General features: G+C 74.5%; 21 protein-coding genes. 11 read left to right on the top strand and 10 right to left on the bottom strand.

Going from position 1 to position 16,759, the window contains the following annotated elements:
• Window positions 1–31: 31 nt before the first annotated feature.
• Window positions 32–982 (bottom strand): TIGR03557 family F420-dependent LLM class oxidoreductase, encoded by a 951-nt coding sequence (locus tag AC5RWQ_RS14805; RefSeq protein ID WP_494283295.1) that lies wholly within the window; start codon window positions 980–982, stop codon window positions 32–34.
• Window positions 983–1,063: 81 nt separating this feature from the next.
• Complete coding sequence (locus AC5RWQ_RS14800; protein ID WP_334484496.1) at window positions 1,064–1,189, bottom strand: hypothetical protein; 126 nt, start codon at window positions 1,187–1,189, stop codon at window positions 1,064–1,066.
• A 141-nt stretch (window positions 1,190–1,330) separates the two neighbouring features.
• Here AC5RWQ_RS14800 and AC5RWQ_RS14795 point away from each other — a divergent pair, with 141 nt between their 5' ends.
• Window positions 1,331–2,818 (top strand): glycoside hydrolase family 3 protein, encoded by a 1,488-nt coding sequence (locus AC5RWQ_RS14795; RefSeq protein WP_494283294.1) that lies wholly within the window; start codon window positions 1,331–1,333, stop codon window positions 2,816–2,818.
• Between the two features lie 104 nt (window positions 2,819–2,922).
• Here AC5RWQ_RS14795 and AC5RWQ_RS14790 read toward each other — a convergent pair whose 3' ends face one another.
• Window positions 2,923–3,210 (bottom strand): GNAT family N-acetyltransferase, encoded by a 288-nt coding sequence (locus AC5RWQ_RS14790; protein WP_494283293.1) that lies wholly within the window; start codon window positions 3,208–3,210, stop codon window positions 2,923–2,925.
• Window positions 3,207–4,433 (bottom strand): cysteine desulfurase-like protein, encoded by a 1,227-nt coding sequence (locus tag AC5RWQ_RS14785; protein WP_494283292.1) that lies wholly within the window; start codon window positions 4,431–4,433, stop codon window positions 3,207–3,209. The genes AC5RWQ_RS14790 and AC5RWQ_RS14785 overlap by 4 nt, the downstream gene beginning before the upstream one ends.
• Before the next feature lie 95 nt (window positions 4,434–4,528).
• On the opposite strand from AC5RWQ_RS14785, the gene AC5RWQ_RS14780 reads away from it, so the two are divergent.
• From AC5RWQ_RS14780 to AC5RWQ_RS14750, 7 genes are all read left to right on the top strand, one after another.
• Complete coding sequence (locus tag AC5RWQ_RS14780) at window positions 4,529–4,894, top strand: hypothetical protein (RefSeq protein ID WP_494283291.1); 366 nt, start codon at window positions 4,529–4,531, stop codon at window positions 4,892–4,894.
• Window positions 4,895–4,955: 61 nt separating this feature from the next.
• Window positions 4,956–5,777, top strand: a complete 822-nt coding sequence (locus AC5RWQ_RS14775; protein ID WP_494283290.1) for a DUF1206 domain-containing protein — start codon at window positions 4,956–4,958, stop codon at window positions 5,775–5,777.
• 80 nt (window positions 5,778–5,857) lie between these two features.
• Window positions 5,858–7,090 carry a mechanosensitive ion channel family protein gene (locus AC5RWQ_RS14770; RefSeq protein WP_494283289.1) on the top strand — a complete coding sequence of 411 codons (1,233 nt, stop codon included), beginning with the start codon at window positions 5,858–5,860 and terminating at the stop codon, window positions 7,088–7,090.
• Window positions 7,091–7,262: 172 nt separating this feature from the next.
• On the top strand, window positions 7,263–7,697 hold the full coding sequence (locus AC5RWQ_RS14765; RefSeq protein WP_494283288.1) for a phage holin family protein: 435 nt from the start codon (window positions 7,263–7,265) through the stop codon (window positions 7,695–7,697).
• Entirely contained in the window at window positions 7,694–8,035 is a 342-nt protein-coding gene (locus tag AC5RWQ_RS14760) for a DUF3618 domain-containing protein (protein WP_494283287.1), read from the top strand. Before AC5RWQ_RS14765 ends, AC5RWQ_RS14760 begins: the two co-directional genes overlap by 4 nt.
• Window positions 8,032–8,304: a DUF4235 domain-containing protein gene (locus tag AC5RWQ_RS14755; protein ID WP_334484471.1), complete on the top strand. Its 273-nt coding sequence runs from the start codon at window positions 8,032–8,034 to the stop codon at window positions 8,302–8,304. Before AC5RWQ_RS14760 ends, AC5RWQ_RS14755 begins: the two co-directional genes overlap by 4 nt.
• A 291-nt stretch (window positions 8,305–8,595) precedes the next feature.
• Window positions 8,596–8,799, top strand: coding sequence for a cold-shock protein (locus AC5RWQ_RS14750; protein WP_030338233.1), 204 nt, complete (start codon window positions 8,596–8,598; stop codon window positions 8,797–8,799).
• Between the two features lie 113 nt (window positions 8,800–8,912).
• Here AC5RWQ_RS14750 and AC5RWQ_RS14745 read toward each other — a convergent pair whose 3' ends face one another.
• Window positions 8,913–9,107, bottom strand: a complete 195-nt coding sequence (locus AC5RWQ_RS14745; protein WP_334484441.1) for a hypothetical protein — start codon at window positions 9,105–9,107, stop codon at window positions 8,913–8,915.
• 88 nt (window positions 9,108–9,195) lie between these two features.
• Window positions 9,196–10,179 (bottom strand): aldo/keto reductase, encoded by a 984-nt coding sequence (locus tag AC5RWQ_RS14740; RefSeq protein ID WP_494283286.1) that lies wholly within the window; start codon window positions 10,177–10,179, stop codon window positions 9,196–9,198.
• 85 nt (window positions 10,180–10,264) lie between these two features.
• On the opposite strand from AC5RWQ_RS14740, the gene AC5RWQ_RS14735 reads away from it, so the two are divergent.
• Window positions 10,265–11,059 carry a trans-aconitate 2-methyltransferase gene (locus AC5RWQ_RS14735; RefSeq protein ID WP_494283285.1) on the top strand — a complete coding sequence of 265 codons (795 nt, stop codon included), beginning with the start codon at window positions 10,265–10,267 and terminating at the stop codon, window positions 11,057–11,059.
• Window positions 11,056–12,081 carry an adenosine deaminase gene (locus AC5RWQ_RS14730; RefSeq protein ID WP_494283284.1) on the top strand — a complete coding sequence of 342 codons (1,026 nt, stop codon included), beginning with the start codon at window positions 11,056–11,058 and terminating at the stop codon, window positions 12,079–12,081. The genes AC5RWQ_RS14735 and AC5RWQ_RS14730 overlap by 4 nt, the downstream gene beginning before the upstream one ends.
• Here the strand turns inward: AC5RWQ_RS14730 and AC5RWQ_RS14725 are convergent.
• The 3 genes from AC5RWQ_RS14725 to AC5RWQ_RS14715 form a co-directional block, all read right to left on the bottom strand.
• Window positions 12,038–12,313: a hypothetical protein gene (locus AC5RWQ_RS14725; protein WP_494283283.1), complete on the bottom strand. Its 276-nt coding sequence runs from the start codon at window positions 12,311–12,313 to the stop codon at window positions 12,038–12,040. The genes AC5RWQ_RS14730 and AC5RWQ_RS14725 overlap by 44 nt on opposite strands.
• A gap of 243 nt (window positions 12,314–12,556) precedes the next feature.
• The gene (locus AC5RWQ_RS14720; protein WP_494283282.1) at window positions 12,557–13,957 is read right to left on the bottom strand and encodes a HAMP domain-containing sensor histidine kinase; all 1,401 of its coding nucleotides are present in this window, start codon (window positions 13,955–13,957) and stop codon (window positions 12,557–12,559) included.
• A 29-nt stretch (window positions 13,958–13,986) separates the two neighbouring features.
• Window positions 13,987–14,676, bottom strand: a complete 690-nt coding sequence (locus tag AC5RWQ_RS14715) for a response regulator transcription factor (protein ID WP_334484429.1) — start codon at window positions 14,674–14,676, stop codon at window positions 13,987–13,989.
• 73 nt (window positions 14,677–14,749) lie between these two features.
• On the opposite strand from AC5RWQ_RS14715, the gene AC5RWQ_RS14710 reads away from it, so the two are divergent.
• The gene (locus AC5RWQ_RS14710; protein ID WP_494283281.1) at window positions 14,750–15,667 is read left to right on the top strand and encodes an ADP-ribosylglycohydrolase family protein; all 918 of its coding nucleotides are present in this window, start codon (window positions 14,750–14,752) and stop codon (window positions 15,665–15,667) included.
• 2 nt (window positions 15,668–15,669) lie between these two features.
• Here the strand turns inward: AC5RWQ_RS14710 and AC5RWQ_RS14705 are convergent, their stop codons facing one another.
• On the bottom strand, window positions 15,670–16,650 hold the full coding sequence (locus AC5RWQ_RS14705; RefSeq protein ID WP_494283280.1) for a DUF1775 domain-containing protein: 981 nt from the start codon (window positions 16,648–16,650) through the stop codon (window positions 15,670–15,672).
• Between the last annotated feature and the right edge of the window lie 109 nt (window positions 16,651–16,759).

Genomic DNA, 16,759 nt, shown 5'->3' with positions numbered 1-16,759 from the left:
GGCCCGCGGTGGCGGCCCCGCTCGGCGCGGGTCAGCGCAGCCGGGGAAGCACCTCGCGCTGGTAGAGGTCGAACAGGCCCTGGGTGTGCGGGCCGGTGTTGGCCACGTAGACCTCGTCGAAGCCGGCCTTGGCGTACTTGTCGATCATCTCCAGGTGCGCGTCGGCGCTGTTGCCGCAGACGAACGCCTCCTTCATCATCTCCGGCCGCACCAGCTCGGCGGCCTGCTCGAAGTGGCGCGGGGAGGGCAGCACCTGGGACAGCTCGCCCGGCACCCCGGCGTTCGGCCACTTCTCGTACGCCAGCCGCATCCCCTCGTCCTCGCTGTCGGCGTACGCCGCCTTGAAGCCGGCCTGGCACGGCTTGTCACCACCGCCGCCGGCCCGGAACCGGCGCACCATGTCGCCGTCGGGCATGGTGCTGACGTAGCCGTCGCCGATCCGGGCGGCCAGGTCGATGGCCTTCGGGCCGAAACCGGAGACGTAGATCGGCGGGGGAGTGTCGGGCAGCGTGTAGACCCGGGCGTGCTCCACCGTGTAGTGCTTGCCGTGGTGGTTGACGAAGCCGCCGCGCCACAACTCACGCATCACCTCGACCGCCTCCTCCAGCATCTCCAGCCGGACGTCGGTCTGCGGCCACGCGTCACCGAGGATGTGCTCGTTGAGGGCCTCGCCGGTGCCCACCCCGAGCACGAAGCGACCGTCGTGCAGCACCGCGCTGGTCGCCGCGGCCTGGGCGATCACCGCCGGGTGGATGCGGACGGTCGGGCAGGTCACCGCGGTGGTGACCGGGAGCGAGCAGACCTGGCTCAGCGCGCCGATGGTGGACCAGACGAAGGGGCTCTGCCCCTGTGCGTCCACCCACGGGTGGTAGTGGTCCGAGATCCACAGCGCTTCGAAGCCGGCCCGTTCGGCGCCGCGCGCCTGCTCCAGCAGCTCCGCCGGGCCGTACTCCTCACTGGACAGGAAGTAGCCGATCCTCATGGGTCCCCCTCGCCGTCGTCGGCCGCCGGACGCGGCGGACCTGCCGTGGGGAAGCGGTACCCCGGCCGGCCGGGATCACTCTCACCGGCGGCCGAACATGGCCCGGATCGCGATGAGCAGGAGCAGGCCGCCGACCACCACGCCGAGCAGGCGTACGCCGGGGACGTCGGCCGCTGAGGTGGCGTCGGCGAGCGGCAGGAGATCCATCCCCGCACTGTCCCACGGGGCCCCGGGCAGCGCCAGGAGGCTAACAGTAAGGTTTATTGACTATTTCGTGGCGCGGTGTGACCATGGCAGCACCGCGACGGCGAGGGGCCGTCCCGCGCGACACGGGGGTACGTCGGCCGTATGAACGAGCGCAACCTGGCGGGTCTGGCCGCAGCCGTCCTGCAACCCGGCTTCGTCGGCACCACCGCACCCGACTGGGTGTGCCGCTGGCTCGGCGACGGGCTCGGTTCGGTGGTCCTCTTCGCCCGCAACGTGGCCGACCCCGCCCAGCTCGCCGCGCTCACCGCGACCCTGCGCGCCGAACGCCCCGACGTCCTCGTCGCCATCGACGAGGAGGCCGGCGACGTCACCCGGATCGAGTCCGCCCGGGGCAGCTCCCGCCCCGGCAACCTCGCCCTCGGCGCCGTCGACGACCCGGCGCTGACCGAGGAGGTGGCCCGCGACCTCGGCGTCGACCTCGCCGCGCTCGGCGTGACCCTCAACTACGCCCCCGACGCCGACGTCAACAACAACCCCGCCAACCCGGTCATCGGGGTCCGCTCCTTCGGCGCCGACCCCGACCTGGTCGCCCGGCACACCGCCGCCTGGGTACGCGGCCTCCAGTCCGCCGGGGTCGCCGCCTGCGCCAAGCACTTCCCCGGCCACGGCGACACCCGGGTCGACTCGCACCACGACCTGCCCCGGATCACCGCCAGCCGGGCCCGCCTCGACGCCGGGGAACTGGTCCCGTTCCGGGCCGCCGTCGCCGCCGGCGTGCAGGCGGTGATGACCGGCCACCTGCTGGTCCCCGCCCTCGACCCGGAGCTGCCGGCCACGCTGAGCCCGCGCATCCTCGGCGACCTGCTCCGCGACGAGCTGGGCTTCTCCGGCGTGGTGGTCACCGACGCGGTGGAGATGCGCGCGGTCGCCGACCGGTACGGCTTCGCCGGCGGTGCCGTGCGCGCCCTCGCCGCCGGCGCGGACGCCATCTGCGTCGGCGGGGAACGCGCCGACGAGCAGGCCGCCCGGCACCTGCGCGACGCCATCGTCGCCGCGGTGGTCTCCGGGGAACTGCCCGAGGAACGCCTCGCCGAGGCCGCCAAGCGGGTCGGTCAGCTCGCCGCCTGGACGGTGGCCGGCCGGGCCGACCGGCCGGCCCGGGGTCCGGCCGGCGCCGACGGCTCGCCGGTCGGGCTGGCCGCCGCCCGCCGGGCGCTGCGACTCAGCGGCGACCCCGCCGGCACCCTCCCGCTCACCGCCGCCGCGCACGTGGTGGAGTTCGCCCCGCCGCGCAACATCGCCATCGGCCCGGAGACCCCGTGGGGGATCGCCGCCCCCCTCGCCGACCTGCTGCCCGGGACGACCACCCGCCGGCTGGCCGAGGCGGACCTGCCCGCCGACCCCACCGCCGGGGCCGCCGGCCGGCCGTTGGTGCTGGTCGTGCGCGACCTGCACCGGCACGACTGGATGCGCCGCGCGGTGGCCGATGCCCTCGCCGTCCGGCCGGACGCCGTGGTGGTCGAGCTGGGCGTGCCCGAGCTGATCACCGGGCGGGTGCACCTGGCCACCCACGGCGCCACCTGGGCCGGCGCCCGGGCCGCCGTGGAACTGCTCGCCGGCGTCCGCTGACGGCCGGCGGCCCGTCCCGGTCCGCGGCGGGTCGCGGTGTCCAGTGAGGCGGACACCGCGACCCGTCGCACCGTGACCGGGGCCGGACCCGGGGTGGACGGCAGCTATTCGGGCACGAGCACCAGGTCGGCGTAGTCCGGGTGACGCTCGATCCAGGCCCGCATGAAGGGACACTGCGGCACCACCCGGCCACCCTGCTGCCGGACCTGGTCCAGGGTCGCCTTGACCAGCGCGCCACCGACGCCCATGTCCTGGAACTCGGGACGCACCTCGGTGTGGGTGAACACCCGCACCTCGCCGCGGGGGATGTAGGCGGTGAAGCCGGCCAGCGCGTCGTCGACCAGGATCTCGAAGCGGTGCTTGGCGGGGTTCTCCTCGACCAGGAAGCTCACCGGGACATTCTCTCCCCACGCTGGGACAGCCGGTCCAGTTCGGCCAGCAACCGGTCCACCTCGTCGGTGGTGTTGTAGTGGTACACGCTGGCCCGGACCGCGCCCCCGGTCTCCCGCAGGCCCATCGCCTGGAAGTACTCGTAGGCGTAGTAGTCGCCGGAGGAGAGGCAGAGCCGCGCCTCGCCCAGCGCCGCCGCCAGGCCCGCGGGCGTCCAGCCGGCCAGCCGGAAGGAGACCGTCGGGCAGCGGCGCGCGGCGGCGCCGTACACCGTCACCGCGTCCCGGGCGGCCAGCCCGGCGAGCAGCCGGTCGAAGACCTGCTCCTCGTACGCCTGGGCGGCGGCCAGCCCGGCGCGGACCCGCTCCCGGCGGTCGCCGGTCGCGGTCGGGTCCAGCCCGGCCAGGTGGTCCACCGCGGCGGTCACCCCGGCCAGCAGCGGGAAGCTCGGCGTGCCGGCCTCGAAGCGGTCCGGCACCGCGTCGGAGGAGGGCATCAGCTTCTGCGGGTGCAGCCTGGCCCAACGGGCCGGGTCGGCCACCATCGCGGCCAGGTGCGGGCCGGACCACTTGTAGGCGCTGGTGACCAGGAAATCCGCGCCCAACGAGGCGAGGTCGGTCGGGCCGTGCGGCACCGAGTGCACCCCGTCGACGCAGACCAGCGCGCCGGCGGCGTGCGCGGTCTTGGCGATCGCCGCGACGTCCGGCACGGTGCCGATCGCGTTGCTGCCGGCGGTCACCGCGACCAGCCGGGTCCGCTCGCCGACCAGGTCGGCGTACTGGCCGGCGGGCAGCTCCCCGGTGGCCGGGTCGAACTCCGCCCAGCGCACGGTCGCGCCGGCCGCCTCGGCCGCCTGCACCCACGGCCGCACGTTGGCATCGTGGTCCAGCCGGGAGACCACCACCTCGTCGCCCGGGCGCCAGGTGTCGCCCAACGCCCGGGCCAGGGTGTACGTCAGCGCCGTCGCGCTCGGCCCGAGCACCACCCCGTCACCGGTGGCCCCGAGCAGGTCGGCCACCGCGGCGCGGGCGTCGGCGACCAGCTCCAGCGACCGCCGGCCGGGCAGGAAGGCGGTGCTCCGGTTGCCCATCGCGCGGCCCATCGCGTCGGCCACCGCGTCGATCACCGACCGCGGGGTCTGGGTGCCGCCGGCACCGTCGAAGTGGGCGAAACCCTCGGTCAGGGCGGGGTAGGCGGCCCGGGTCCGGGCGACGTCGTACGGCATGCCCGGACCCTAACGCGCCCGGCTGACCCGGCGCGGTCCGCCCGTGATCAACTCCGCCGGTGCCGGACGGGCGCCGGTCTCGTACCCTGGGCCGGGTGACGACGCGATCCGCTACCTCCCCCCTGACCTCCTCCCGCCGGGCCGCCGGCCTGCTGGCCGGCCTGGCGCTCGGCCTGGCCGTGCTGGCCGGGTGCAGCTCCGACAACGCCGACACCGACTGCGGCCTGGACGCCTGCACGGTGACCTTCGACCGGGGCGTGGACGCCAGCGCCACCATCCTCGGCGTCGAGGCGAAGCTTGTCGGCGCCCAGGGCGATCAGGTCACCGTCGAGGTGGCCGGCGAGCAGCTCTCGCTGACCATGGGCCAGCAGGCCGCCGAGGTGGGCGGTTTCGCGGTCACCCTGGACAGCGTCACCGACCAGCAGGTCAAGATCCGCGTCGCCCGGAGTCCCAGCAGCTGACCTGGGCGGGGCGGCGCCGATACCACGTTTGGAAATCTTCGCAATCGGAGATTGTGCCGCCATGTCACTCACCGGGAACGCCGAAGCCACCGCCGCCCGCACCGCGGACAGCCGCTGGCTGGAAATCCTCGCCCGGGCCGGTTTCATCGGCTACGGGATCGTGCACCTGCTCTTCGCCTGGCTCATCCTCCAGATCGCCTTCGGCAAGTCCGGCGAGGAGGGGAACCAGAACGGTGCGCTGCGTACGCTGGGCGCCCAGCCCATGGGGAAGGCGCTGCTGGTGGCCATCGCGGTCGGCCTGATCGCCATGGCCATCTGGCAGGCGCTCGAGGCGGCCGTCGGGCATCGCGCCCTGCGCGACAAGGACCGGCTCTTCGAGCGGATCGCCTCGGTCGTCCGCACGATCGTCTTCCTCTGGCTGGCCTGGACGGCGATCAAGGTGGTCCAGGACGCCAGCGCGAACGCCTCCGACCAGCAGCAGGCCCTCACCGAGAAGCTGATGGCCTCCGACGGTGGACGCTGGCTGGTCGGGCTGGCCGGGCTGGTGCTCGCCGCTGTCGGCATCGGCATGATCATCTATGGGTACAAGAAGAAGTTCGAGCGCAACCTGAAGACCGGCGAGATGAGCCCGAAGACGCACACCCTGACCCGTCGGCTGGGCATGGCCGGCTACATCGCCCGGGGCGCCGTCTTCGCGGTCGCCGGCATCCTGATCGTCGTGGCCGCGGTGCAGTACGACCCGGCGAAGTCCCGCGGCCTGGACGGTGCCGTGCGTACCCTGCGGGACCAGTCCTGGGGCCCGTTCGTGCTGGCCCTGATGGCGCTCGGCATCGCCGCCTTCGGCGTCTACTGCTTCCTCCAGTCCCGGTACCGCAAGGTCTGAGCTGGTCGATGTCGGGATCCCCGGGCACCATAGGGCTTTTGCCCGGGGACCGAACACCCCGGCTGGAGGGAGACAAACCAGTGCAGGACTACCTCGAGACGATCGCCGCCGCGGCTGCCGCGGCGGCGATCGCGCTGTTGCTCGTCGAGGTGGTGCACCGTGTGGTCCGCCGGCTCGGCCGGCGCTCGCTGCTGATGACGGAGCTCACCGACCACGCCCACCGCCCGTTCCAGGCAGCCGCCACGATCATCGCGGTGCAGTTCGCGGTCCGCGTGACCACCGGGTACGCCGTCGGCACCGGCTGGCGGCAGGTGGCGCTGCACACCCTGGTCCTCGGCGTGGTGGCCGCGGTCGCCTGGCTGGTCGCCTCGCTGCTGGTGGTGGTGGAGGACACCGCGCTGGCCCGGTTCCGGGTCGACGTGCCGAACAACCGGCACGCCCGCCGGGTACGCACCCAGGTGGTGCTGCTGCGCCGGCTGACCATAGCGGTGATCGTGATCCTGGCGATCGGGGTGTCGCTGATGACCTTCCCCGCCGTCCGGGGCATCGGCGCCGGGGTGCTGACCAGCGCCGGTGTGGTCGGTGTGGTGGCCGCGCTGGCCGCGCAGAGCCTGCTCGGCAACGTCATCGCCGGCCTCCAGCTCGCCTTCAGCGACGCGGTACGCCTCGACGACGTGGTGGTCGTCGAGGGGGAGTGGGGTCGGATCGAGGAGTTGACCCTCAGCTACGTGGTGGTGCAGATCTGGGACGACCGGCGGCTGATCCTGCCGACCTCCTACTTCACCAGCACCCCGTTCCAGAACTGGACCCGGACCGAGGCCGCCGTGCTGGGCACCGCCGAGCTCGACGTCGACTGGGCGGTCCCGGTGCAGGCGATGCGGGAGGAGCTGCGCCGGCTGGTGGAGAGCACCGACCTGTGGGACGGCCGGGTCTGCGTACTCCAGGTCACCGACGCGACCGGCGGTCTGGTCAAGGTCCGGGCGCTGGTCAGCGCCGCCGACGCCGGCAGCCTGTGGGATCTGCGCTGCCTGGTCCGCGAGCACCTGGTCGGGTGGATCCGCGACCAGCGGCCGACGGCGCTGCCGCGCAGCCGCACCGAGATCGGTGACGCCTCCGGAGCCCTGCCCTGGCAGTGGGTGCAGCCCCGTCGACCGGTCCGTCGGCGCCAGGAGCCGGAGGTGCCCGACGACGCCCGGGTCTTCGGCGGCAGCGACGACGGCGACGCGCGCAGCGAGGCCTTCGTCGGCCCGGAGGGCGAGGCCCGGGGTGAGGCCCTCGTCGGCACCGAGAATCCGGTCGAAGCCCGCCGCTGAACCCCGCCGAGAGCCCCCGGAACCACGGTTTCGGGGGCTTCGTCATGCCCGCTTCCGCGTTTCGCCGTACGTCCGTGCCCCGACTGCGGTCAGATGTGGTTGGTCACCGTGCGCAGGATTGACGGACGGCGGCTTCGGGCATACAGCGCGGTGATGATGAAAGGAGGACAGCATGGCTGACGTCGCGAACCACCGCACGTCCCGGACCGGGACCGAGCCGTCCACCGCCGAACTGGTGCAGCGCGCCACCGAGCAGGTCTCCCGGCTGGTGCGGGACGAACTGGCGCTGGCACGGGCGGAGCTGACCCAGAAGGGCAAGCATGCGGGGATCGGGATCGGTCTCTTCGGCGGGGGCGGTGCGCTGGCTCTCTACGGGCTGGGCGCGCTGGTCGCCACCGCGATCCTGCTGCTCGACCTGGCGCTGCCCGCGTGGGCCGCCGCGCTGATCGTGGCGGTGGTGCTCTTCCTGCTGGCCGGGGTGCTGGCGCTGGTGGGCAAGAAGCAGGTCAGCCACGCGGTCCCGCCGATGCCGGAGGCGGCGGTGCGCAGCGTCCGGGCGGACGTGGACACCGTCACCGCCGCGGTGAAGGACAGGGGACGGGCATGACGGGCAACGGCACCGGCGACAACGAGGCGCTCCGCGAGGAGATCCGGCGGACCCGGGTGGAGTTGGGCGAGACGATGGAGCTGCTGGCCGCCAAGGCGGACGTCAAGGCGCGGCTGCGGGAGTCCGCCGGGCAGGCGAAGGAGCGGATGCGCGAGCAGGCCGCGCTGACCGTGTCCCGGGTGCGGGGCCAGGCGGTGCAGAAGGCCGACGTGGCGCGGGCACAGGCGTACGAGAAGGGTGGGGCGGCCCGGGCCAACCCGGTGCCCTGGGCGACGGTCGCGGCCGCCGCCGTGGCGACCGTGGTGGTGCTGCTGATCGTCCGGGGGAGGCGCAGGTGAGCAGGGGCATCGGCAGGGCCGCGTACAAGCCCGTCGGGGTGCTGATGGGGCTCGCCGCCGGCACGATCGCCGGGGCGATCTTCCGGCAGGTGTGGACGATGACCGCTGGCGACGGTGAGGCGCCCAGCGCGACCGACGAGGACCGCAAGTGGGGCGAGATCCTCGCCGCAGCGGCGTTGCAGGGGGCGATCTTCGCGGTCGTCCGGGCCGCCGTCGACCGCGGCGGAGCGGTGGGCGTACGACGGATCACCGGCCGCTGGCCGGATTGACCCGCGTGATGCCGACGGCCCCCCTCCCGTATCGACGGATGGGGGGCCTTTCGCACGGCCGCGACAGGCCCTCCAGCGGATCTCAGGCATCCGTCAGGTCACATGTCGGAGAAATTCGTCGGTTAGGCTATGCCAAGTTTTTGTGTACGTGGTTTGCTGATCCCCGCTGTTGAGAGATGGCGTGGGTTGAGGGAAGTCTCCTCTGTGGGGGGCCGACTCAGGCACCGCTGCTCGAAAACGGCCAATCGGCCGCACGGCGTGCTCGGCCGCCAGTTTTAGAAGGAGATACACATGGCGCAGGGAACCGTGAAGTGGTTCAACGCTGACAAGGGCTTCGGCTTCATCACCGTCGACGGCGGGGGTGCTGACGTGTTCGTCCACTTCTCGGCCATCCAGACCAGCGGCTACCGCTCGCTGGAGGAGAACCAGCGGGTGGAGTTCGAGATCGCCCAGGGTCAGAAGGGTCCGCAGGCCGAGCAGGTCCGCCCCATCTGAGCAGTGCCGGTCGGCAGCCGCCGACCCGGGTGATCCGGCCCCCCGGATCGACGAGAAGCCCCGTGTCCTCGCAGGGACGCGGGGCTTTCCGCGTACCCGGGGTCGCCGACCGGTCAGGTACGCCGGCGGGCGCGCAGGCCGCGCCAGATGACGACGAGCCCGACCAGCGTCAGCACCGGGCCGATCAGCGCCCAGATCCGCTCGTCGGTCATCACGCTGCCGCTGACGTAGCCGAGCCCCTGCACGGTCCACACCGCGCCGACCACCACGGCCAGCAGGCCGAGGGTGAGCGTGAGCCAGCCCCTCATCGGTCCCCCCTCCGCGGGCCGGTGGCTCCGCTCCCGTCGTCAGCATGCGGGTCGACCGGCCCCGGGGCGGGGACCCGGCCGGCGCGGCTCACCACCGGTCGTGCACCCGCGGCCGGACCAGCTCGTCGTAGACCGCCCGGACGGTCGCCTGCTCGTCGGCGGTCAACGCCGGCACCTGCGCCGCGGCGGCGTTGCCCCGGGCCTGCTCCGGGTTGCGCGCGCCGGGGATGACCACGGTGACGCCGGGCTGGTCGACGATCCAGCGGAGCGCGAACTGGGCCATCGTCCGGTCGGCGCCCACCAGCGGGGCGAGCCGGCGGACCACCGCCAGGCCGAGGTCGTAGTCCACACCGGAGAAGGTCTCGCCGACGTCGAAGCTCTCGCCGTGCCGGTTGAACGTGCGGTGGTCGTCGGCGGCGAAGGTGGTGTGCTCGTCGTACCGGCCGGAGAGCAGGCCGCTGGCCAGCGGCACCCGGGCGATGATGCCCACGCCGGCCGCGGCGGCGGCGGGGAGCACCCGGTCCAGCGGCTTGAGCCGGACGGCGTTGAGGATGATCTGCACGCTGGCCACGCCGGGCCGGGCGATCGCGGTGAGCGCCTGGTCGCAGGTCTCGACGCTGACGCCGTAGCCGGCGATCCGCTTCTCGGCGACCAGGGTGTCCAGGGCGTCGAAGACCCGGTCGTCGGCGAAGACGGCCGTCGGCGGGCAGTGCAGCTGCACCAGGTCGAGGGTGTCCACGCCGAGGTTGGCCCGGGACCGGTCGGTCCAGGCCCGGAAGTTGTCCAGGGTGTACGCCTCGGGCGTCTGCTCGACCCGCCGGCCCATCTTGGTGGCGACGGTCAGCCCGTGTTCGGGGCGGCCGGCCAGGAACCGGCCGATGAGCTGTTCGCTGCGGCCGTCGCCGTAGACGTCGGCGGTGTCCAGGAAGGTGACCCCGGAGTCGACCGCGGCGGCGAGGACGTCGAGGGCGGCGGACTCGCTGACCTGCCCCCAGTCGGCGCCGAGCTGCCAGGCGCCGAGTCCGACGACGCCCACCTGCCGGCCGAGCCGGGCGAAGCTGCGCTGTTCCATTCGGACGAGCCTAGTGACCGCCTTGCCGTCGCGCAGCGCGCCCCGTAGGGTCGCTGCAAGACGTACGTACGGTTTGGAGGCTGTCATGTGGGACCCCACGACCTACCTGCGCTACGCGGACGAGCGGTCCCGCCCCTTCCACGACCTGGTCGCCCGGGTGCCCGCCGACCGGCCGCGCCACGTCGTCGACCTCGGCTGCGGGCCCGGCACCCTGACCGCCACCCTCGCCGCCCGCTGGCCGGACGCCCGGATCACCGGCCTCGACTCCTCCCCGGAGATGATCGACCGGGCCGCCGCCCTGGCCGCCCCGGTCGACTTCGCCGTCGCCGACGTCCGAGAGTGGCGGCCCGGCCCCGACGTCGACGTGGTGATCTCCAACGCGGTGCTCCAGTGGGTGCCCGGCCACCAGGAGCTGCTCGCCCGCTGGGCCCGCGAGCTGCCGGCCGGCGCGGTGCTGGCCGTCCAGGTCCCGGGCAACTTCGCCGCGCCGTCGCACCGGGCGCTGCGCGAGGTGGCCGGCCGGGACCGCTGGGCGGCCACCCTGGCGCCGCTGCTGCGCGAGGCGCCGGTCGGCGACCCGGTCGACTACGCCGCGCTGCTGGCCGACGCCGACTGCGCGGTGGACGCCTGGGAGACTACGTACGTGCACCTGCTCCCGGCCGCCGTCGACCCGGACCATCCGGTGCTCGCCTGGATGGAGGGGACGGCGCTGCGCCCGGTGCGGGCCGCGCTGGACGCCGCCGGCTGGGCCGACTTCCGCGCCGAGCTGGGGGTACGGCTCGCCGAGGCGTACCCGGTGCGGCAGGGTCAGGTGTATTTCCCGTTCCGTCGGATCTTCGTGGTGGCCCGCACCGGCGCCCGCGCAGAGGAGAACCCGTGACCGACCTGTCCGCCTTCATCGCCGCACTGCCCAAGGTGGAGCTGCACGTGCACCACGTCGGCTCCGCCTCGCCCCGGATCGTCTCCGAGCTGGCCGCTCGGCACGAGGGGCGCAGCCCGGTGCCGGCGGATCCCGAGGCGCTGGCGGAGTACTTCGCCTTCCGCGACTTCGCCCACTTCATCGAGGTCTACCTGAGCGTCGTGGACCTGATCCGCGACCCAGAGGACGTCTGGATCCTCACCCACGAGGTGGCCCGGGAGCTGGCCCGCCAGCAGGTCCGCTACGCCGAGCTGACCGTGACCCCGTACTCGCACGTGCACCGGGGCATCCCCGCGCCGGCGTTCTGCGAGGCGATCGAGGACGCCCGCAAGCGCGCCGAGGCGGACTTCGGCATCGCGCTGCGCTGGTGCTTCGACATTCCCGGCGAGGCCGGGCTGCCGGCCGCGGAGGAGACGCTGCGGATCGCGCTGGAACAGCGGCCGGACGGACTGGTCAGTTTCGGTCTCGGCGGCCCCGAGATCGGGGTGCCCCGGCCGCAGTTCAAGCCGTACTTCGACCAGGCCCGGGCGGCCGGGCTGCGCTCGGTGCCGCACGCCGGCGAGACCACCGGCCCGCAGACGGTCTGGGACGCGCTGCGCGACCTCGGCGCCGAGCGGATCGGGCACGGCATCTCCGCCGCCGAGGACCCGGAGCTGCTCGCGTACCTGGCCGAGCACCGGATCGCCCTGGAGGTCTGCCCGACCTCCAACGTGCGCACCCGGGCGGTCGCCCGGATCGAGGAGCACCCGCTGCGGCGGCTGGTCGACGCCGGGGTGCTGGTCACCATCAACTCCGACGACCCGCCGATGTTCGGCACCACCCTCAACGACGAGTACGCCGTCGCCGCCCGGCTGCTCGACGCCGGCCCCGACCGGCTCGCCGCACTGGCCCGGGACGCGGTGACCGCGTCCTTCCTCGAGCCGGCGGAGAAGGCGAAGATCAGCGCCGAGATCGACGCCTGTTCGGCGGCCGCGACCCGCTGAGCCGACGCGGCGCGCCGCGCGGCCGGGCCACGCTCACGGAGCGGCGGCGCCGCCGCGCGGCCAGCGCCAGGCCGGCCGCGACGGCCACCGCCCAGGGCGGGACCGGCAGGTCGGGGGAGGTCGCCCCCGGTCCGGCCGGGTACGCCAGGACCGGGTCCTGCCAGAGCGCCAGCGTCACGGCGATGCCCGCGCCGATCACGACGGCCCAGCGGAGCAGGCGATGGGGACTCATCGGCTCACCTCACGACGGTCGGCGGGTGAGGGGGGCACGCGCGACGGGAGCGGGTGTGGGGGGACCGTGCTCCCGCCGCGCGTACGGGCTCCGCCGGCCGGCAGGTGTCAGGGGCGACAGACCGGCGGAACTGATGGGTTCTGCGGAAATCATGGCATTGCGCGGCCGTCGCACCGCCGTCGTTAATCCGGATCTAAGGAAGACTTGCGCCGGCCCACAGCCGCCCGCTCGGTCCGGTGCCGATCAGCCGTCGGAGGGGCGCTGCCGGGGCCACCGCCGGCCGGTCTTCTGCTCCCGGGCCTCCCGGGCCATCCGGCCGACCAGTCCGAACCGGTTGACCTGCCGGGGCGTCGCCTCGGGGTCGGCCAGCAGCATCACCACGCTGGCCCCGCCCAGCCGGGCCCGGTCGATGCTCACCGAGCCGTTGGCCTGCAATGCGACCCGTTTGGCGATGTCCAGCCCCAGGCCGGTCGAGCCCTGGTCGCTGGCGCCCCGGCGCAGCGCCCGGTCCGGGTTCGCGATGCCCGGGCCGGCGTCGTCGATCCGGATCGCCACATACCCGTCGCGGCGGGAGACCGCCACCTCGAACGCGGTCCCCTGCGGGGTGTAGCGGAAGACGTTGCCGATCACCGCGTCCAGCGCGGCGGCCAGCTCGGCGCGGGGAACCGGGGCGGGGATGCGCAGCTGCGCGCCGCTGACCCGGTGCGGCCGGTTCTGGTCACCGGCCAGGGCCGCCCAGAACACCATCCGGTCCCGGACCACCTCGCTGACGTCGCACTCGGCCGGCCCGGCCTCGTGGGCCACCGCCTTGCGGGTCGTCTTGATCAGCACGTCGATCTCGCCCTCGAGGGTGACGATCGCCTGCCGGATCCGCCGGATCGCCCGGCGCCGGTCCAGCTCCGCCGGGGTGAACGAGCCGACGCTGGTGTCGTCGGAGTCCAGCCCCTCAGCGTCCAGCCGCAGCACCGTCAGCGGCGTGCGCAGCCGGTGCGACAGGTCGGCCACCAGTTCCCGCTCGTCGGTGCGGGCGGCGACCAGCCGGTCGGCCATCCGGTTGAAGGCGTACCCGGCCTCGGCCAGCTCGCGGGGACCGCTCGGCTCGACCCGTACCCCGAGGTCGCCGTCGCCGACCGCCAGGGCGGCCTTGACCAGGCTCCGGGTGGAGTCCACCGCGCGGGCCGCGACCCGGTCGACCACGATCACGGCGGCGCCGACCAGCGCCACGGCGACCCCGGCCAGCAGCAGCCAGGTCCCGCCCGCGCCCTCGTCGAGCGCGGCGTCCGGGACGAAGACCTCGACCACCGCGACCTTGCCGTCGAGGACCACCGGGTCGAGCCGGACCACCCCGCCGTCGACGTCGGTGACCAGCGACTTCTGCTCGCTGCGGGCCCGGTCCAGGTCGTCGTCGTCGGCGCGCCCGGCCGGCTCGCCGCCGGTCAGGCCGTGCACCACCGGGCGGGTGGCCGGGTCGTCGCCGCTGGCCTCCACCGCCCGCCGGACGGCCGCCGGGTCGGTGCTGACCGCCAGCGCCCCGGTGACCATCGCGCCGCGCCGGGCCGCGTCGGCGAGCGCCTCCTCGCGGACCTCGTCGCGCATGCTGATCCCCAGCGGGATGAGGAACGCCAGCGCCACCAGGGCGCACATGCCGGCCGTGAGGTAGGCCAGCGCCAGCCTCAGTCCGGGGCCACCAGCCGGAAGCCCACCCCCCGCACGGTGCGCAGGTAGCGCGGCTTCGCCGCGGACTCGCCCATCTTTCGTCGAAGCCAGTACAGGTGAACGTCGATGGTCTGGTCCTCGCCGACCGACGGCTGCCGCCATACCTCCTCCAAGAGTTCCCGCCGGGACACTACCCGGCCGGGTCGAGCGGCGAGATACGCCAGCAGGTCGAATTCCTTGCGGGTCAGCGCGAGCAGTTCCCCGTCGAGCATCGCGCTGCGCTCGCCGACGTCGACCCGGAGCCCGCCCACCGTGTGCACCGCCGGCTGGACCGTCCGGCTGGCCCGGCCCACCCGGCGCAGCACGGTGGTGATCCGGGCGTCGAGGTGGGCGCCGGTGAAGGGCTTGACCATGTAGTCGTCCGCCCCGGCGCGCAGCAGCCGGACCACCGACTGCTCGTCGTCGCGGGCGGTGGCGATGATGATCGGCACGTCGGTGATGCCGCGCAGCATGCGCAGCGCGTCCGAGCCGTCCAGGTCAGGCAGGCCGAGGTCGAGCACGACCAGGTCGGGGGTCTCGGCGGCGACCCGGCGCAGCGCGTCCAGCGCGGTGCCGACGGCGTGTACGGCGTGCCCCCGCTCGCTGAGGGACCGCAGCATCGCGCCGCGTACGACGTGGTCGTCTTCGACCAGGAGCACGGTGGCCACCTCAGCACCGTACTGCCCGTGGCAAGTTGATCGCGTTGCGGCAGCGGCCCGAACCGGGCAAGCTGGCACGACGATGTCGTTCACCCTCTTTCCCGACGCCCGGGCGGCGCTGGCCCGGGACAGTCTCGCCGGTCTCTCCGTCGGCGACGCGCTGGGGGCGCTCTTCTTCGTCCCCGGCCGGCCGTCCGCGCCCTGGCGCGACGACCTGCCAGCCGGCTCGTGGCCGTGGAGCGACGACACCGAGATGGCCTGCTCGGTGCTCGACACGCTCGTCACACACGGCGAGATCGACCGGGACGCGCTCGCCGCCTCCTTCGCCACCCGGTACGACCCGGTCCGCCGCTACGGCGCCGGTGCGGTGGAGATCCTGGAGCTGATCCGTACCGGCACTCCGTGGCCGGTGGCCGCCGCGTCGGCGTTCGACGGGCAGGGCTCCTGCGGCAACGGCGCGGCGATGCGGGTCGGGCCGCTGGGCGCCTGGTTCGCCGACTCGACGGCCCGGGCCGCGGCGCAGGCCCGGGTCTCCGCCGAGGTCACCCACGCGCACCCGGAGGGGGTGGCGGGCGCCGTCGCGGTGGCGGTCGCCGCCTCGCTGGCCGCCCGCGCCCGGCTCGACGGGGTACGCCCCGAGCCGGCCCGACTGCTGGCCGCGGTCGCCGCCGCCCTCGACCCGGCCACCGAGGTGCACCGCCGGGTACGCCGCGCGGCCGGGCTGCTCGGCCGCCCGCTCGCCGAGGCCGTGGAGATCCTCGGCAACGGCTCGCGGGTGACCGCCCAGGACACGGTCGGCTTCACCCTCTGGGTGGCCGCCAACCGGCTCGATGACTACCCGGCGGCGATCCAGGCCTGCGTCGAGGCGGGCGGCGACGTCGACACCACGGCCGCGATCGTCGGTGCGGTGGTGGCCGGGTACACCGGCGTCGGCACCCCGGGCGGCGTCCCCGACGGCTGGCTCGCCGCCCGGGAGCGGCTGCCCGACTGGCTGGGTTGACCTCAGCGCGATCCCGCCGGCTGATCCGACAGGACTCGCTCTGCCGAGCCGGCCGGGTCGCGCCCGTCCGGCGAGCCGCCGGCCGCCCTGCCGGGGTGCTCGGCCGGGTCGCCGGCCTCGGCCGGCGCGTCGGTCCGGCCGTCGGCGGGGGTCGGCGGGGTGCGGCCGTCGAAGGTCCAGGTCCGAGCTTCTGACGCCGGGTCGACGGCGTCCGGCCCGGTGTCGGCGGGTCCCGCGGGCCGGCCGCGCCGCCGGCTGGCCGCCCAGCCGATCGCCGCCCCGCCGCCCAGCCCGATCAGCAGGCCGCCGCCGAGCAGCACGTCCCCGTTCAGTCCGTCGTCGTCCGTCGGCGGGGCGGCGTCCGGGGTGGCCGCCGCCGGCATCGCCCCGTGGTCGCTCATCGCGCCCGCGTCGCCGGCGCCGCCGTGGTGACCGGTCGCCGCCCCGGGGGCGGCGGGCAGCAGGGCCAGCGTGGGGGCCGGGTGCGCGCCGCCGGCCGGATCGGCCCAGCGCACCATCGTCCCGTCGGAGTACGTCTGCACCACCTCGAAGGCCATCCGCTCCGCCTGCGGCAGCGGGCCCATGGCGATCGAGAGTCGGGCCGGCCCGGGCTGCGGCTTCCCGGCGGCCCGGGTCCAGACCACCGAGGCGGTCACCGTGTCCACGCTGAACCCGTGGATGCCCTCCACCCGCTGCTCCGGCCGGCGGGTGGTGATCAGCGGTGCCCAACCGTCCACCGAGAGCGGGTAGACCTCACCGATCGGCGCGTCGGCGGGGAGCTTGAACTCGATCTTCTCGGTGCGGGCGCCCGGCCGTTCCTCCGGCACCACCAGGGCCAGTTCGACCGCGTCGCCCTGGCTCGCCTGGGTGGGCGTGGTCGTCACGCCCGCGGCGAGCGCCGCACCCGGCCAGCCCAGCAGCCCGGCCGCCGCCGCGGCCAGGACGATCACGGTCCGACGGCTGCCGCCGCGGGTCGTCGTCATCCGTGCCCCCATCCGTCTCCAGGCGGCCGGCACCGGCTCCGGCCACACCCGGTAGTTCGGACGGGAGGCCGGAAAGGTTCAATCGGGTCGCCGTCGTTCCCGCCAGGCA

The sequence above is a fragment of the Micromonospora sp. BS32 genome, from assembly GCF_059089345.1.
Note: the sequence above shows the minus strand (reverse complement) of the source record. Positions and strands in the feature narration are given on the sequence as shown.

Coding starts and splice junctions, on each gene's coding strand:
- AC5RWQ_RS14785 (WP_494283292.1), bottom strand. CDS start 4,433: ATGCCGTACGACGTCGCCCGGACCCGGGCCGCCTACCCCGCCCTGACC.
- AC5RWQ_RS14765 (WP_494283288.1), top strand. CDS start 7,263: ATGGCTGACGTCGCGAACCACCGCACGTCCCGGACCGGGACCGAGCCG.
- AC5RWQ_RS14725 (WP_494283283.1), bottom strand. CDS start 12,313: ATGAGTCCCCATCGCCTGCTCCGCTGGGCCGTCGTGATCGGCGCGGGC.
- AC5RWQ_RS14805 (WP_494283295.1), bottom strand. CDS start 982: ATGAGGATCGGCTACTTCCTGTCCAGTGAGGAGTACGGCCCGGCGGAG.
- AC5RWQ_RS14800 (WP_334484496.1), bottom strand. CDS start 1,189: ATGGATCTCCTGCCGCTCGCCGACGCCACCTCAGCGGCCGACGTCCCC.
- AC5RWQ_RS14705 (WP_494283280.1), bottom strand. CDS start 16,650: ATGACGACGACCCGCGGCGGCAGCCGTCGGACCGTGATCGTCCTGGCC.
- AC5RWQ_RS14710 (WP_494283281.1), top strand. CDS start 14,750: ATGTCGTTCACCCTCTTTCCCGACGCCCGGGCGGCGCTGGCCCGGGAC.
- AC5RWQ_RS14760 (WP_494283287.1), top strand. CDS start 7,694: ATGACGGGCAACGGCACCGGCGACAACGAGGCGCTCCGCGAGGAGATC.
- AC5RWQ_RS14720 (WP_494283282.1), bottom strand. CDS start 13,957: ATGTGCGCCCTGGTGGCGCTGGCGTTCCTCATCCCGCTGGGGATCAGC.
- AC5RWQ_RS14775 (WP_494283290.1), top strand. CDS start 4,956: ATGTCACTCACCGGGAACGCCGAAGCCACCGCCGCCCGCACCGCGGAC.
- AC5RWQ_RS14740 (WP_494283286.1), bottom strand. CDS start 10,179: ATGGAACAGCGCAGCTTCGCCCGGCTCGGCCGGCAGGTGGGCGTCGTC.
- AC5RWQ_RS14795 (WP_494283294.1), top strand. CDS start 1,331: ATGAACGAGCGCAACCTGGCGGGTCTGGCCGCAGCCGTCCTGCAACCC.
- AC5RWQ_RS14735 (WP_494283285.1), top strand. CDS start 10,265: ATGTGGGACCCCACGACCTACCTGCGCTACGCGGACGAGCGGTCCCGC.
- AC5RWQ_RS14750 (WP_030338233.1), top strand. CDS start 8,596: ATGGCGCAGGGAACCGTGAAGTGGTTCAACGCTGACAAGGGCTTCGGC.
- AC5RWQ_RS14745 (WP_334484441.1), bottom strand. CDS start 9,107: ATGAGGGGCTGGCTCACGCTCACCCTCGGCCTGCTGGCCGTGGTGGTC.